The following is a 12781-nucleotide window of genomic DNA, read 5'->3' on the forward strand; positions in this document are numbered from 1 at the left end:
TTACTTGGACTTGCCCTGGCTGGCGACAGCCTTCATCGCGGCTTCGATCGTAGCCTGGTCCCCCAGATAATAGCTCTTGATCGGCTTGAGATCGGCGTCCAGTTCATAGACCAGCGGCTGGCCGTTGGGAATGTTGAGGCCGACAATGTCAGCGTCGCTGATGCCGTCCAGGCTCTTGATCAGTGCGCGCAGGCTATTGCCGTGGGCCGAAATGATGATTTTCTTGCCAGCGCGAATTGCCGGTGCGATCGACTCGTCCCAGGCCGGCATGACACGGGCAACCGTGTCCTTCAGGCACTCGGTCAGCGGGATCTGTTCCTTGGAGAGGCCGGCGTAGCGCGGATCGTTGTACGAAGTGCGGGGATCGTTAAGTTCCAGCGGATTGGGCGGCGTGTCATAGCTGCGGCGCCATACCAGCACCTGCTCGTCGCCGTACTTGGCGGCGGTTTCCGCCTTGTTCAGGCCTTGCAGCGCGCCATAATGACGCTCGTTCAGACGCCAGTCATGTTTGACCGGCAACCACATCAAGTCCATTTCATCCAGGGTCAGCCACAGCGTGCGGATGGCGCGCTTGAGCACCGAGGTGTAGGCAAGATCGAAAGTAAAACCGGCTTCACGCAGAATGCGACCCGCTTCACGGGCTTCATTGATGCCTTTCTCGGTCAGGTCGACGTCGGTCCAGCCGGTGAAACGGTTTTCCAGGTTCCAGGTGGACTCGCCATGGCGCATCAAAACGATTTTGTACATATTGATTGATTAAAGGAAAGAAGTGAGAGAGTGGGTGAATTCAGTGGACTGAAGCGAATTGAAATACTAGATCGGCTTCTATTTTATAATGTTGGGATTGCTTAAAACCATTGAAACCACAGGAGTAGCGTGAAATTTCTGATTGATAACATCTGGCTGATCGGCATTGCCCTTATTTCCGGCGGTGCATTATTATGGCCAAACCTGCAGCGTCGCGGCAGCAAAGTAACGACCTTGCAAGCCACCCAGTTGATCAACCAGGGCAAAGCCGTGATCATCGACGTCCGTGAACCATCGGCCTTTGCCGCAGGCCATTTGCGCGACGCCAAGAACATCCCGCTGAAGGAACTGTCGAACCGGATAGGCGAACTCGACAAAGCCAAGAATAAAACAGTGATCGCAGTCTGCCAGACCGGCGTGCAGTCATCCAAGGCCGCCGCACAGCTCAAGAAAGCCGGTTTCAACGAGGTGGTGAGCCTTGATGGCGGCGTCACTGGCTGGCAGGCACAGGGCTTGCCGATTGTAAAATAACCCCAACATGTTCAATATCAGCGCGACGGCCTGTCGCGACGTAACGGAGTAACAACATGACCGCACGCGTCTTAATGTACAGCACCGGAGTCTGCCCGTATTGCGTGATGGCAGAACGCCTGCTGAAAGCCAAGGGTGTCGATAACATCGAGAAAATCCGGGTTGACCTGCAACCCGAACAACGCGCCGAGATGATGCAGAAAACCGGTCGCCGCACGGTGCCGCAGATCTACATCGGCGATACCCATGTCGGCGGTTTCGACGATCTCAGTGCGCTCGATCATGCGGGCAAGCTGGACCAGTTGCTTGCCGCTGCCTGATACGGCATTATCCGCAGCATCCGAGTAAAAAGGACGGCAGTCATGCCGTCCTTTTTCCTTCCTATTCTCAACGAAAGCTCAAAGAAAGCAGCGTATGTCCGACCAAAACCAACAGCCCATCTTCCAGATCCAGCGCATCTACCTGAAGGACCTGTCGCTGGAACAGCCGAATTCGCCGGCAATCTTCCTGGAGCAGGAATCCCCGAACATTGAAGTTGCGGTCGACGTTGGCGCTGAAGCGCTGGCCGAAACGATCTACGAATCGACCGTCACCATCACCGTGACAGCCAAGATCAAGGATAAGGTTGCCTTCCTCGTCGAGGGCAAGCAGGCCGGTATCTTTGAAGCCGCCAACATTCCGCCGGAGCAACTCGATCCGCTGCTCGGCATCGGCTGCCCGAACATTATTTATCCGTATCTTCGTGCCAATATCGCCGACATGGTGACGCGCGCGGGTTTCCCGCCGGTGCACCTGGCCGAAATCAATTTCGAAGCCTTTTACCAGCAGCGCCTGCAGGCACTAGCAGAGCAGCAGCAACAGGAAGCTGGCGGTGCCGGTCTGGTGATGCCCGACGGCACAGCAGCCAAGCACTAAGAGTATCAATAGCACCATAGCATCCAAGCACCGGTCAGGCCTGTGTCGGCGCAAGCCGCCGCACAGGCCGTGTCCTGCGTATAAAACAGGGAGTGAATCATGAAATCCGCGCGACTATTCCTGTTGTCCGCTGCGCTGATGTGCGCAACCGCCGTCGCCCACGCGATCGAATACAAGTCCATCGGCCCGGCCCCCGCCGTGCTGTATGACGCACCGTCGCTGAAGGGACGCAAGGTCTTCATCGCACCGCGCGGCATGCCGGTCGAAGTGGTCCTGACCTATGGCGAATGGGTGAAGATACGCGATGCGGCAGGAGACCTGAACTGGGTTGAATCCAAGATGCTCGTCGCCCGGCGCAATGTCGTGGTCCGTGCGCCTGGAGCACGCGTACGCGAAGCCGCTGCCGATAATGCCGCAGTCAGCTTCAGCGCCGACAAGGGGGTATTGCTTGAACTGGTCGAAGTTGCGCCGGCCGGGTGGCTGAAGGTCCGGCACCGCGATGGGCCGAGCGGTTTTGTGAAGGCTGGCGAAGTATGGGGGGAGTGACGTCTGCTTGCGGCGCATTGTCAATCGCGTCGTCAATGGCATTGCCAGCGTTTATCGCTCCTATTTCCGTCATCGCAGCAAACACAACAAGTACAACATGAACATCAGCATATTCGGCGCCGGCGCCTGGGGTACGGCGCTCGCCATCGCGCTTGCCGATCATCATGACGTCGTGCTCTGGGGGCGAGACCAGCAAGCGATGCAGGATGCGGCCGCCAAACGTGAGAATACGCTTTACCTGCCGGGCTTTCCTTTGCCGGACACCTTGCGCATCGCAGATGATTTCGAGCAGGCAGTCGCCCATGTCACTGGCAGTGCCGGGAGTGCCGAGAGCCTGCTGATCGTCGCTTCTGCGGTGGCGGGCTTGCGGCCATTGGCGCAACGCCTGCAGGCCTATCCTATTCCCAATATTGTCTGGCTGTGCAAGGGCTTTGAGGAAAGCTCGCGCTTGCTGCCGCATCAGGTCGTACATGAAGTACTTGGTCATGGCATTCCGCATGGCGCGTTATCCGGCCCATCCTTTGCGCAGGAAGTAGCGCACGGGATGCCATGCGCGCTGACCATCGCGTCTCACACACCTGCCTTGTGCGACACGGTGGTCAATGCTGTGCATGGTCGTTCAATTCGGGTCTATTCGACGGACGATCTTGTCGGGGTGGAAGTCGGTGGCGCGGTCAAGAACATCCTGGCCATCGCGACAGGCGTGGTCGACGGCCTCGGCCTCGGATTGAATGCGCGCGCCGCGCTGATCACGCGAGGCCTGGCGGAGATCACCCGCCTCGGCATGGCGCTGGGCGGACGTGCCGAAACTTTCATGGGACTTGCCGGTGTTGGCGACCTGATCCTGACCTGCACCGGCGACCTGTCGCGTAACCGCAGGGTAGGGCTGGGGCTCGCCGAAGGCAAGGATCTCGACACCATCGTGACCGAACTCGGCCATGTGGCGGAAGGGGTGCGCTGCGCGCAGGCAGTGCGCGCGCTGGCTGCCGATCAGGGCGTGGACATGCCAATCAGCAATGCCGTAGCCGCAGTCCTGTTCGATGGCGATTCACCGCGTGACATGGTGCACCGCCTGTTATCGCGCGATCCGCGCGGCGAAGCGCTTTGACTTTCAATACCATCACCCTAAGCGGCGGCAAGCTTACATGCTGCCGCCATTGCCCTTGCTGTCATCGCCTTTGCGCAGCATTGTCATCAGGACCGATGCATTGTCGAGCGCATTGATCGCATAGGGCGTTTTTCCCTGCAGATAGATCAGCTGCCCTGGCTGGAGCTGCTGATTTTTACCTTGCGCTTGCACTTCCACGATTCCCTCCAGGCACTGCAGCGTCAACTCGCCTTCAACCGTGTGCTCAGGAATCGATTTGCCCTTTGGCAGCACCAGACGCATCACTTCGAAATCTTCCGTTCGCACCAGTGCAATCGATGCAGAGTCGGTCAGTCTGTCGCCGAGCGGACGAATGTCGATCAGCTCGCCGGATGCGGGATGGTACAGGGACATGGGCGCTCTCCTGGTGCAGATTGTTCTTGATGTTGTCGAGACTGCATCAACATCCCGTTTGTTCCTTTGTTGCTGCGCATTCATGTTGCGTGCGGAGGCGAAGGTAAGCTTGTCCGCTATAGCGAAATAACGCACCGCTTTCAGCAATCATGCGTTCAACGGAGAACTCCCAATGCTTCCGTGGGGATTCAACAATATCAGAGGTTGATCGAATCGACCAATAAGCCTCACCCGAGCTTGATATAAGCTTGATATGAGCAAGGAATCCGCCCTGCAAGTTTTTTTGTATCAATCGGCTCTGGCGGCAAACTATTTGAGATATCTCAAGTCAGAGAAGTCGCGGCACAGGCACTGTGCCGCCTTCCATTCATTAGTATGTGAGCCGATGATTAATGCTCGCATGCGCCAAGCCGATGAGCATTACATAATTACAAAGGCTCTGCCTGACGCAGACCGCCGATGGTGCCATGCAGCCATGTGGCTACCGGTGTAGTCTTGCCGATTCCAACCCGTGGACCGAAACGGCGGCAGCTTGCTTTAGAGTAATAAGGCAGTCATCGGGCAATGGCATACTTCGGCCTTATACTAGTGATTCGTTTGTCAATCAACTACATTAACTCTATGCAAAAAAAACTCTCCTTTGCTCCCCGGCGCGCCCTGTCGCGTGCCGCAAGCCGTGGCTTTACCCTGATTGAAATCATGGTAGTGGTTGTCATCATGGGCATTCTCGCCGCACTGGTCGTCCCCAAGCTGATGGGGCGGGCCGACGACGCGCGCATCACGGCAGCAAGGCAGGATATCGCGACGTTGATGTCGGCACTCAAGCTGTACAAGCTGGACAACCAGCGTTACCCATCGACCGAACAAGGCTTGCAATCCCTGATCACCAAGCCCAGCAGCGGACCGGCTGCCAATGGCTGGAAATCCGGCGGCTATATCGACAAACTCCCCAAGGACCCATGGGGTAATCCTTATCAGTACCTGTCTCCCGGCGTGAAGGGCGAGGTCGACGTGTTTTCCTACGGCGCCGACGGCCAGCCGGGAGGCAGCGGGAATGATGCGGACGTCGGTTCCTGGGACCTTTGATTCAAAGGATTTCAGCCTCAATGAAAACCATCATGCCGCGCGCGTCACGTCATAACGCACGCGGTTTCACCCTGCTGGAATTGCTGGTGGTGCTGGTCATCGCCGGCCTCCTCCTGGGCATGGTGGCCTTCAATGCAATGCCGGGCGAGCGCCAGGTATTGCAGAACGAAGCGCAACGCATCGCCTTGTTGCTGCAACTCGCGCGCGACGAGGCGATCGTGCGCAACCGTCCCATCGCCTTCGAGGCCGATAACAGCCGCTATCGTTTCCTGATCCGCGATGAAAAACAATGGCAACTGATTCCTCAGGACGATTTGCTGCATGAGCGCGAATTCGCCCGCGCCCCGATTGCGTTGTCCATCGCGCCCGCTATTGAAGCCAATGCCATGCCGCTGCGTATCGTATTCGGCCGCGAGCCTGTCGACAAACCTTTCGTGCTGACGCTGGCGATGGGCGAAGTGAGCGTTGCCGTGCGCGCCGACGGTGTCGGGCATTTTACGGTGGAATGAGATGCGCACCGCTCGCTCCCTTCGCTCTCCTCATGGCTTTACCCTGCTCGAAGTGCTGGTCGCGCTGGTGATTGTCGGTACTGCCCTGGGCGCAAGCCTGCGCGCTGTCGGCAGCCTCACCCAAAACAGTTCGGGCCTGCGAGCCTCGATGATGGCGACCTGGTCGGCGGAAAACCGTCTGTCGATGATCAGGCTGACGCGCGAATACCCAGGCTTCGGCAAGCGCAGTTTCGATTGCACGCAAGGTGACCTCAAGCTGGTGTGCGAAGAGGAAGTGCTGGCCACGCCCAATCCATTTTTCCGCCGTGTCGAAGTCAGCGTGCTCGAAACGGACAACAACCAGCGCCGCCTGATCAAGCTGGCGCAGATCGTTCCTGATCCGAGAAGAACAAAATGACAAAGCGGAACGGGTTCACCTTGATCGAACTGCTGGTCGCCATCACGGTACTGGCCATCGTCGCCGTGCTCGGATGGCGCGGGCTCGACAGCATCGTGCGTGCACGCCAGGCGCTCAACGCGGACCTGGACCAGACGCGCGGCATGCAGCTGGCGTTTGCGCAGATGCAAAGCGATCTTGGAAGTATCGCGGACCCCAAAAATATCGGAGGGCGTTCCGTGCTCTCATCGCAGGCGGGACGCATTACGGTCGTGCGCAGCGTGTTCGCCGAGAACCAGCCGTCGCGCGTGCAAGTCGTCGCGTATCGCATTCGCGATGGCGTGCTGATTCGCAAGGAATCGATCCCAACCCGTAGCCTGGTGGAACTCGATGCGGCATGGCGTGCGATCCTTGCCGATACCGATACTGCCCCGATCGTGAGGCTGACAAGCGATGTGGCAGCCATGCCGATACGTGTCTACATCCCCAATAGCGGATGGCGGCAGGCGGAAGAAAACGCCAGCACCATCGCGGGTAGCGCGCAGCCGAATGCGTCACTGCCTCCCGCCATGCAAGAACAGTTGGCGCAGGTGGCGGCGACGAACCAGCCGGTCGGGCTGGAGGTCACACTGCAATTGCGTGAGCGTTCTGCCGGCCTGGTAAAAGTGTTCCTGCTGGGGACTTCCGTATGAAGTCCCGGTCACTCAGGCGGCAGCATGGGGTCGCGGTGATTACGGCGCTGCTGCTGACGACCCTGGCCATCACGATTGTTGCGAGCCTGTTCTGGCAACAGCAGGTACAGGTGCGTTCGATTGAAAACCAGCGACTGCAATTGCAGAAGCAGTGGATTCTGCGGGGCGCAATCGATTATGCGCGCGTGATTCTGACGGCTGACACGAGTACGACTATCGACAGTCTGGATGACCCTTGGGCGGTGCCACTGGCGGAAACTCGCCTGGACGATTATGTAGAAAATGGACGGGCCGATACCGATGTGCCGGATGCGGTTCTTTCAGGGGGAATTGAAGATGCGTATGCCAGGTTCAATCTCATCAGACTTGTTAGTGGTAACCAGCCCAATCAGGAACAGGTGGCAGCGTTCAGGCGTTTGCTGACCTTATTGCAAATTGATCCCGGCTTGGCGCTTCCGGCGGCCACAACGATTGCCGCTGCATCGAAGCCCGCTGTCGGCACCGGCACCGGCACCAGCACGGGCACAGGCACAGGCACAGGCACAGGCGGAACGTCCACAATCTCCGTCCCTGGCTCGGCACCGCAATTTATGGAGTTTAGACAAATCGACGATCTGTTATTCGTTCCTGGATACACGCCTGAAATACTAGAGAAGCTCAGAAATTTTGTCATTGTGCTACCGATGGAAGCGACCAGTGCTGCAATCAACATCAATACCGCACCAGCCGAGGTAATTGCGGCAATGTTCGATGGTGTAAATCTTTCGGATGCCAACACCATTGTTGCTTCACGTAAAGGGCGCCCGATCACTTCTTTCAGCGATACCCGTCTCGCCCCTTTATCAAAAGACCAAGGAGCGTTGAATACCAAAATTCGATTTAACAGCGAATATTTTCTGGTTTATGGCAAAGTACGCCTTAATCGCGCCGGCATGGAAATGCAAACCTTAGTGAAGCGCAATTCCAACCGTACCGCGCAAGTCATCTGGATACGCGAATTCTAATAAGAAAGAAAAACCTATCTTGAGCACACTGTATATCCGTCTACCTTCGCACGTCTTTGCAGAAAGCCTGCAGCCCGGCATGCCGCTGTACTGCGAGTACGCAATGGCCACCAATGGCGGAGCGCTGGAGCGCGAAGGCATGACCGCCTTGCCCGACATGACCGAATTGGTACGCAAGGCACAGCGCGTCGTGTTGCTGCTTGCGCCCGGAGACGTCACGCTGTTGCGCGTCAAAGTGCCGCCGCTGTCGCCGGCAAGACTCAAGGCCGCGTTGCCGAACCTGGTCGAAGATCAGTTGATGAGCGACCCGGAGGAGTGCGTCGTCGTTGCCGACAACACACGCAGCGATACACGCACTGTCGCCGTGGTGCAGCGCACCTGGCTTGAACTGCTGGCACGGACCTTCGTCACCATGGGTGCGCGTCGGATCGTCGCCTTGCCTGCGCAACTGTGCCTGCCATATCAGCGCGACATGGCCAGCGCCGCCGTTGCGGAACATGGTGAGGATATTGATGTTGCGGTACGACTGTCGGAACACGAGGGCATTGGTTTGTCTATTGTTGCCGACCAGCCAGAGTCCGCTGCATTCGAAGTGATGCAGTCGCTGGCAATGATGGTGCCGAACGGTGCCGTCACCCTGTACGTGCCGCAAGCCCGGGTACGCGATTACCAGGAATCGCTGAATATTGCGCCGACGCTCAATGAGCGCATTACTCTGCACGCAGACAACTGGCCACGCTGGATTGGTGCTGCCGACAAAGTGCAGGTCGACCTGATGACGGGTCTGGGCGCGTCAACCGGTCCCAAGTTTGACTGGTCTCGCTGGCGCTGGCCGATGGCGCTCGCCGTCGCTTTGCTGGCGGTAAATATTGTTGGCCTGAACGTCGACTGGATGCGCATGAAGCGCGAGGCCGAGTTCTTGCGCAACAGCATGGTACAGACCTACAAATCGGCGTTTCCGAAAGACACGGTGGTCATCGATCCGCTCGCACAGGTGCGTCAAAAGCTTGCGGCAGGCCAGCGGCAGTCTGGTCAACTCGCACCGGACGATTTTGTCGCTCTTGCGGCACAGTTTGGCGAGGCATGGACAAGTATCGGACAGGGCCCCAATGCTATCGCCGGACTGGAATACCGGGATCGCAGCCTGACGGTAAAGCTTAAACCGGACGCGAAAATCCCTGCGGATCAATTGACCAGTGCTCTGGCCTCTCGCCATCTTTCCGCAACCCAGCCCAATGCGGGCGTATGGCAAATCAGGAGCGGCAAATGAACGCCACCACCACAAGCCGCGCCCGCACGTCGGGCCTGAAGCAATCTTTCACCGATTTCTGGAGCGCGCGCAACAAGCGTGAACAGAATATGCTGACGGCGGCGGCAGTCGTGATTGTCCTCGGCTTGCTGTACCTGCTCTTGGTCGACCCCGCGCTCAGCGGGCGAAGTACTTTAGAAAAGACGCTGCCGGCATTGCGCCAGCAAGCGGCAGAAGTGCAAGCCTTGTCGCGGGAAGCGGCTGCGGCCGGCGGCGCCACAAACGCCAATACGCCGCCACCGCCACCCATGACACGTGAAAGCCTTGAGGCTTCGCTGACAGCAAAGGGTCTGAAACCGCAAAACCTGACGGTGACCGGCGAACTGGCCAAGCTGCAGCTGAACGGCGTATCCTTCGCAGGCACGGTTGACTGGCTGGCGGAAATGCAGCGCAACGCCCGCATTGCCGTCGTCGATGCCGTGATCGAACCACAGGGCCAGCAAGACACAGTCAACGCGACGCTGACACTGCGCCAGCAAAAACCGGAATAAGCCGGGATAAGCCTAAACAAGCAGCACAAGGGAGAAACAATAAAAGTGCGACGCCTCGTGATATGGTTGTTTGCTGCGGTGGTTGCCGTGGCGCTGACCGTGGTTGTGTTTTGTCCAGCGTCCTGGATGACGGTGCTGCTGGAGAAGCAGACCGGAGGCCGTCTGACGCTTGGTGATGCACAAGGTACGCTCTGGAACGGCTCCGGCTTTATCGGTGGGGCACCCAGTGCGGCGGACCCCGTTACACCGTTGTTGCCAGGAAGGTTTTCCTGGCGTCTGTCGCCGCTGGTGCTGTTGGGACAAGTAGATGTTGCATTGGAGAATGCCGAGTCGCTGGGACAGCCGGTACGGATCACCGGCAGCTGGAATCAGTGGCAGGTTACGGCCGGTGGTGTAAATCTGCCGGCCGAGCGGCTTGCCGGTCTCGGTGCGCCGCTCAACACGATTCAGCCATCCGGAAGCATGCGTCTGACCTGGACGCCGTTGCAGATTACGCGGCAGGGCAACGCGGTGGCGGTAAATGGCACGATGAACTTGCAAATGGAAAACATCGCGTCGCGTCTGTCACCGATCAAACCGCTGGGAGCTTACCAATTGATAATGGATTGGCGCGGCCAGCGGGCGCCGGTGGCGCTGACGAGTACCAGGGGACCCCTGCTGTTGAGCGGAACCGGCGAACTGGTCAATGGCAGGTTGCGTTTTTCGGGAAAGGCTGAAGCGGAAGAAGGGCAGGAAGAAAGGCTGGCAAATCTTTTGAATTTGCTGGGACAGCGCCGACGAGTCGGCGATAAGGATGTTATCGCGCTAGAGTTCAAATGAAAAAAAATCAATCAGCAGAAACATTACAAGGTACGGCGCGCATGCGCCGTGTTGGCGCAGCCGCATTGCTGCTGTGTGCAATGGCGGGCATGCCGAACGTGAACGCCCAGGATCCCTCCTCGAATCAGGCCACGCTGAATTTTGTCGGTGCCGATATCGAGTCGGTGGTCAAGGCCATCGGCCATTACACCCGCACCACTTTCATTATCGACCCACGGGTCAAGGGCACGATCAACCTGGTCTCCGAGAAGCCGGTCACCAAGCCGCAAGCATTGCAGATGCTGGCCTCGTCGCTACGGCTGCAGGGCTTTGCGATGGTAAGCAGCGGCGGCGTCACCAAGGTGGTGCCGGAAGCGGATGCCAAGCTGCAGGCCGGGCCGATACAGGCGGGAGAAGTGCGTGGCGACCAGATCGCAACGCAGATCTTCCGTCTCAACTATGAATCCGCACCCAACCTGGTGCAGGTGCTGCGCCCGCTGATTTCGCCGAACAACACGATCAACGTCAATCCCGGCAATAACAGCATCGTCATCACCGACTATGCGGACAACCTCAAGCGTCTTGGCCGCATCATCGCCGCGCTCGATTCTCCGGCGGTCGGCGACCTTGATGTGGTGCCTGTCAAATACGCGGTCGCCACCGACATTGCGGTACTCGCCAACCGCTTGCTCGAACAGGGCGGCGCGGTCGCCGGTGGCGATGCGGGACGTGTCACGGTGCTGGCGGATTCCCGGACCAATTCGGTCATCATCCGTGCGCCTTCCGTGGCGCGCGCCAATCTTGCCAAGTCGCTGATCGCCAAACTCGACCAGCAGACCTCGCAGCCGGGTAACGTCCACGTGGTGTACCTGCGCAATGCCGATGCGGTCCGGCTCGCACAAACCTTGCGTGCGGTGGTCGCGTCCGATCCGTCGGCCCAGGCCAACAATACCGCAGGCACCCAACAACAACCGCAGCAGCCGCAAGTGACCTCGCCAGGCCAGCAGGCCCAGCTCGGACAGGGCGCACTGAACCAGGGCCAGCAGACTCCCGCCGCGTTGCCAACCGGCGGCGCGGGCGGATTCATTCAAGCCGACCCGGCCACCAATGCCTTGATCATTACCGCCAGTGAAGCGGTGTATCGCAACCTGCGCGCAGTGATCGACCAGCTCGATGCACGCCGCGCGCAGATTTACGTGGAATCGCTCATAGTCGAAGTAACTGCCGACCGCGCGGCCGAGTTCGGCATCCAGTGGGCCGGTCTATCCGGCGATGCCACCAGCCGCTATCGTGTCGGCGGCGCGACCGGATTCACCACGGCGGGCGGTGGCAACAACCTGATCAGCCAGGCCGTTGCCAATGCGACCACAGGTAATCCGCTGCCGCCTGGTAACGGTCTGAACCTCGGCATTTTCCGCCAGGTCGGCGGTTCGCTGACGCTGGGTGCGCTGGCACGCGCGCTCGAATCCGAAGGCAACGCCAATATCCTGTCAATGCCTAACCTGATCACGCTGGATAACGAGGAGGCCCGTATCATCGTCGGCCAGAACGTGCCTTTCGTGACCGGTCAGTTCACCACCGCCGCATCCGGCGGTGCGGCCGGCGTCAACCCGTTCCAGACCATCGAACGCAAGGACGTCGGCCTGTCGCTGCGCGTGCGTCCGCAAGTGTCCGAAGGCGGCACGGTCAAGATGGCGATTTATCAAGAGACATCGAACATCCAGCCGACCAGCAACGCTTCCGACATCATCACCAACAAGCGCTCAATTGAAACCAATGTGCTGGTCGACGATGGCCAGATCATCGTGCTAGGCGGCCTGATCGAAGACCGTGTTACCGATGGCAACGAACAGGTGCCGGTGCTCGGCGATATCCCGGTGGTTGGCAATCTGTTCAAATATCGCAGCCGCAATGGCCGGAAAACCAACCTGATGGTATTCCTGAAGCCCACGGTCTTGCGCAGTAACGAACAAAGCATGAGCGTGACCGGCGACCGCTATGAATACATACGGAACGTCCAGGGAAATTCGCAGTCCACTGATTCTCTCCTGCTGCGTGACATGACGACACCGGTTGCGCCTCCGCTCCAGAATGGACGGCCGGTCGGTGGCGATTTCGTCAACGTCGATCCACGCACCCCGGCGGCAACCACGCCACCTGCAGGCACCGTGGACAACCCGCCGCCGCTTGCCCCTGGGCCAGCCCCTGCGGTACCGCCCGTACCGGATGCGGGAATGCCGCAGCGCACCCCCAACCCCAAATGAAAGTAGGACAGT

The 12781-nt window shown here is 58.9% G+C and carries 16 protein-coding genes; 14 read left to right on the top strand and 2 right to left on the bottom strand.

Annotation, left to right across the window (positions count from 1 at the left end; genetic code table 11):
* Positions 1 to 747, bottom strand: a complete 747-nt coding sequence (gpmA, locus tag ASE07_RS10950; RefSeq protein ID WP_057290860.1) for a 2,3-diphosphoglycerate-dependent phosphoglycerate mutase — start codon at positions 745 to 747, stop codon at positions 1 to 3.
* A gap of 129 nt (positions 748 to 876) precedes the next feature.
* Between gpmA and ASE07_RS10955 the strand changes: the two genes are divergently transcribed.
* The 5 genes from ASE07_RS10955 to ASE07_RS10975 all read left to right on the top strand — a co-directional run bounded on the left by ASE07_RS10955 (position 877) and on the right by ASE07_RS10975 (position 3847).
* A complete protein-coding gene (locus ASE07_RS10955) occupies positions 877 to 1278 on the top strand; it encodes a rhodanese-like domain-containing protein (protein WP_057290861.1) in 402 nt (133 codons plus the stop codon).
* Between the two features lie 56 nt (positions 1279 to 1334).
* Positions 1335 to 1598: a glutaredoxin 3 gene (grxC, locus tag ASE07_RS10960; protein WP_057290862.1), complete on the top strand. Its 264-nt coding sequence runs from the start codon at positions 1335 to 1337 to the stop codon at positions 1596 to 1598.
* Between the two features lie 94 nt (positions 1599 to 1692).
* Complete coding sequence (secB, locus tag ASE07_RS10965) at positions 1693 to 2193, top strand: protein-export chaperone SecB (protein WP_057290863.1); 501 nt, start codon at positions 1693 to 1695, stop codon at positions 2191 to 2193.
* A 99-nt stretch (positions 2194 to 2292) separates the two neighbouring features.
* A complete protein-coding gene (locus ASE07_RS10970; RefSeq protein ID WP_057290864.1) occupies positions 2293 to 2739 on the top strand; it encodes an SH3 domain-containing protein in 447 nt (148 codons plus the stop codon).
* A 97-nt stretch (positions 2740 to 2836) separates the two neighbouring features.
* Complete coding sequence (locus ASE07_RS10975; RefSeq protein WP_057290908.1) at positions 2837 to 3847, top strand: NAD(P)H-dependent glycerol-3-phosphate dehydrogenase; 1011 nt, start codon at positions 2837 to 2839, stop codon at positions 3845 to 3847.
* A 33-nt stretch (positions 3848 to 3880) separates the two neighbouring features.
* On the opposite strand, the gene ASE07_RS10980 is transcribed toward ASE07_RS10975, so the two are convergent.
* Complete coding sequence (locus ASE07_RS10980) at positions 3881 to 4240, bottom strand: cupin domain-containing protein (RefSeq protein ID WP_057290865.1); 360 nt, start codon at positions 4238 to 4240, stop codon at positions 3881 to 3883.
* Between the two features lie 621 nt (positions 4241 to 4861).
* Between ASE07_RS10980 and gspG the strand changes: the two genes are divergently transcribed.
* The 9 genes from gspG to gspD are packed head-to-tail and all read left to right on the top strand — an operon-like array spanning position 4862 to position 12769.
* A complete protein-coding gene (gene gspG, locus ASE07_RS10985; RefSeq protein ID WP_057290909.1) occupies positions 4862 to 5326 on the top strand; it encodes a type II secretion system major pseudopilin GspG in 465 nt (154 codons plus the stop codon).
* Positions 5327 to 5346: 20 nt separating this feature from the next.
* Positions 5347 to 5835 (top strand): GspH/FimT family pseudopilin, encoded by a 489-nt coding sequence (locus tag ASE07_RS10990; protein WP_235548429.1) that lies wholly within the window; start codon positions 5347 to 5349, stop codon positions 5833 to 5835.
* Between the two features lies 1 nt (position 5836).
* Positions 5837 to 6232 carry a type II secretion system minor pseudopilin GspI gene (gene gspI / locus ASE07_RS10995; RefSeq protein WP_057290866.1) on the top strand — a complete coding sequence of 132 codons (396 nt, stop codon included), beginning with the start codon at positions 5837 to 5839 and terminating at the stop codon, positions 6230 to 6232.
* Positions 6229 to 6903 (top strand): prepilin-type N-terminal cleavage/methylation domain-containing protein, encoded by a 675-nt coding sequence (locus ASE07_RS11000; protein WP_057290867.1) that lies wholly within the window; start codon positions 6229 to 6231, stop codon positions 6901 to 6903. The genes gspI and ASE07_RS11000 overlap by 4 nt, the downstream gene beginning before the upstream one ends.
* The gene (gene gspK / locus ASE07_RS11005; protein WP_057290868.1) at positions 6900 to 7907 is read left to right on the top strand and encodes a type II secretion system minor pseudopilin GspK; all 1008 of its coding nucleotides are present in this window, start codon (positions 6900 to 6902) and stop codon (positions 7905 to 7907) included. The genes ASE07_RS11000 and gspK overlap by 4 nt, the downstream gene beginning before the upstream one ends.
* Before the next feature lie 19 nt (positions 7908 to 7926).
* Positions 7927 to 9177, top strand: a complete 1251-nt coding sequence (gene gspL, locus ASE07_RS11010; protein WP_235548431.1) for a type II secretion system protein GspL — start codon at positions 7927 to 7929, stop codon at positions 9175 to 9177.
* Positions 9174 to 9707 (top strand): type II secretion system protein GspM, encoded by a 534-nt coding sequence (gene gspM / locus ASE07_RS11015; RefSeq protein WP_057290870.1) that lies wholly within the window; start codon positions 9174 to 9176, stop codon positions 9705 to 9707. The genes gspL and gspM overlap by 4 nt, the downstream gene beginning before the upstream one ends.
* Before the next feature lie 45 nt (positions 9708 to 9752).
* A complete protein-coding gene (locus tag ASE07_RS11020) occupies positions 9753 to 10526 on the top strand; it encodes a type II secretion system protein N (protein WP_057290871.1) in 774 nt (257 codons plus the stop codon).
* The gene (gene gspD / locus ASE07_RS11025) at positions 10523 to 12769 is read left to right on the top strand and encodes a type II secretion system secretin GspD (protein ID WP_082584080.1); all 2247 of its coding nucleotides are present in this window, start codon (positions 10523 to 10525) and stop codon (positions 12767 to 12769) included. The genes ASE07_RS11020 and gspD overlap by 4 nt, the downstream gene beginning before the upstream one ends.
* The last annotated feature ends 12 nt before the right edge of the window (positions 12770 to 12781 follow it).

Source organism: Noviherbaspirillum sp. Root189 (assembly GCF_001428545.1).
In the GTDB taxonomy this organism is placed as follows: Bacteria; Pseudomonadota; Gammaproteobacteria; order Burkholderiales; family Burkholderiaceae_D; genus Noviherbaspirillum.

What these genes read in the sequence shown, in the direction of transcription:
- gspM (WP_057290870.1), top strand. Translation starts at nt 9,174, where the DNA reads ATGAACGCCACCACCACAAGCCGCGCCCGCACGTCGGGCCTGAAGCAA.
- gspK (WP_057290868.1), top strand. Translation starts at nt 6,900, where the DNA reads ATGAAGTCCCGGTCACTCAGGCGGCAGCATGGGGTCGCGGTGATTACG.
- ASE07_RS10990 (WP_235548429.1), top strand. Translation starts at nt 5,347, where the DNA reads ATGAAAACCATCATGCCGCGCGCGTCACGTCATAACGCACGCGGTTTC.
- ASE07_RS10975 (WP_057290908.1), top strand. Translation starts at nt 2,837, where the DNA reads ATGAACATCAGCATATTCGGCGCCGGCGCCTGGGGTACGGCGCTCGCC.
- ASE07_RS10980 (WP_057290865.1), bottom strand. Translation starts at nt 4,240, where the DNA reads ATGTCCCTGTACCATCCCGCATCCGGCGAGCTGATCGACATTCGTCCG.
- gspI (WP_057290866.1), top strand. Translation starts at nt 5,837, where the DNA reads ATGCGCACCGCTCGCTCCCTTCGCTCTCCTCATGGCTTTACCCTGCTC.
- gpmA (WP_057290860.1), bottom strand. Translation starts at nt 747, where the DNA reads ATGTACAAAATCGTTTTGATGCGCCATGGCGAGTCCACCTGGAACCTG.
- gspD (WP_082584080.1), top strand. Translation starts at nt 10,523, where the DNA reads ATGAAAAAAAATCAATCAGCAGAAACATTACAAGGTACGGCGCGCATG.
- grxC (WP_057290862.1), top strand. Translation starts at nt 1,335, where the DNA reads ATGACCGCACGCGTCTTAATGTACAGCACCGGAGTCTGCCCGTATTGC.
- gspG (WP_057290909.1), top strand. Translation starts at nt 4,862, where the DNA reads ATGCAAAAAAAACTCTCCTTTGCTCCCCGGCGCGCCCTGTCGCGTGCC.
- secB (WP_057290863.1), top strand. Translation starts at nt 1,693, where the DNA reads ATGTCCGACCAAAACCAACAGCCCATCTTCCAGATCCAGCGCATCTAC.
- ASE07_RS11000 (WP_057290867.1), top strand. Translation starts at nt 6,229, where the DNA reads ATGACAAAGCGGAACGGGTTCACCTTGATCGAACTGCTGGTCGCCATC.
- ASE07_RS10970 (WP_057290864.1), top strand. Translation starts at nt 2,293, where the DNA reads ATGAAATCCGCGCGACTATTCCTGTTGTCCGCTGCGCTGATGTGCGCA.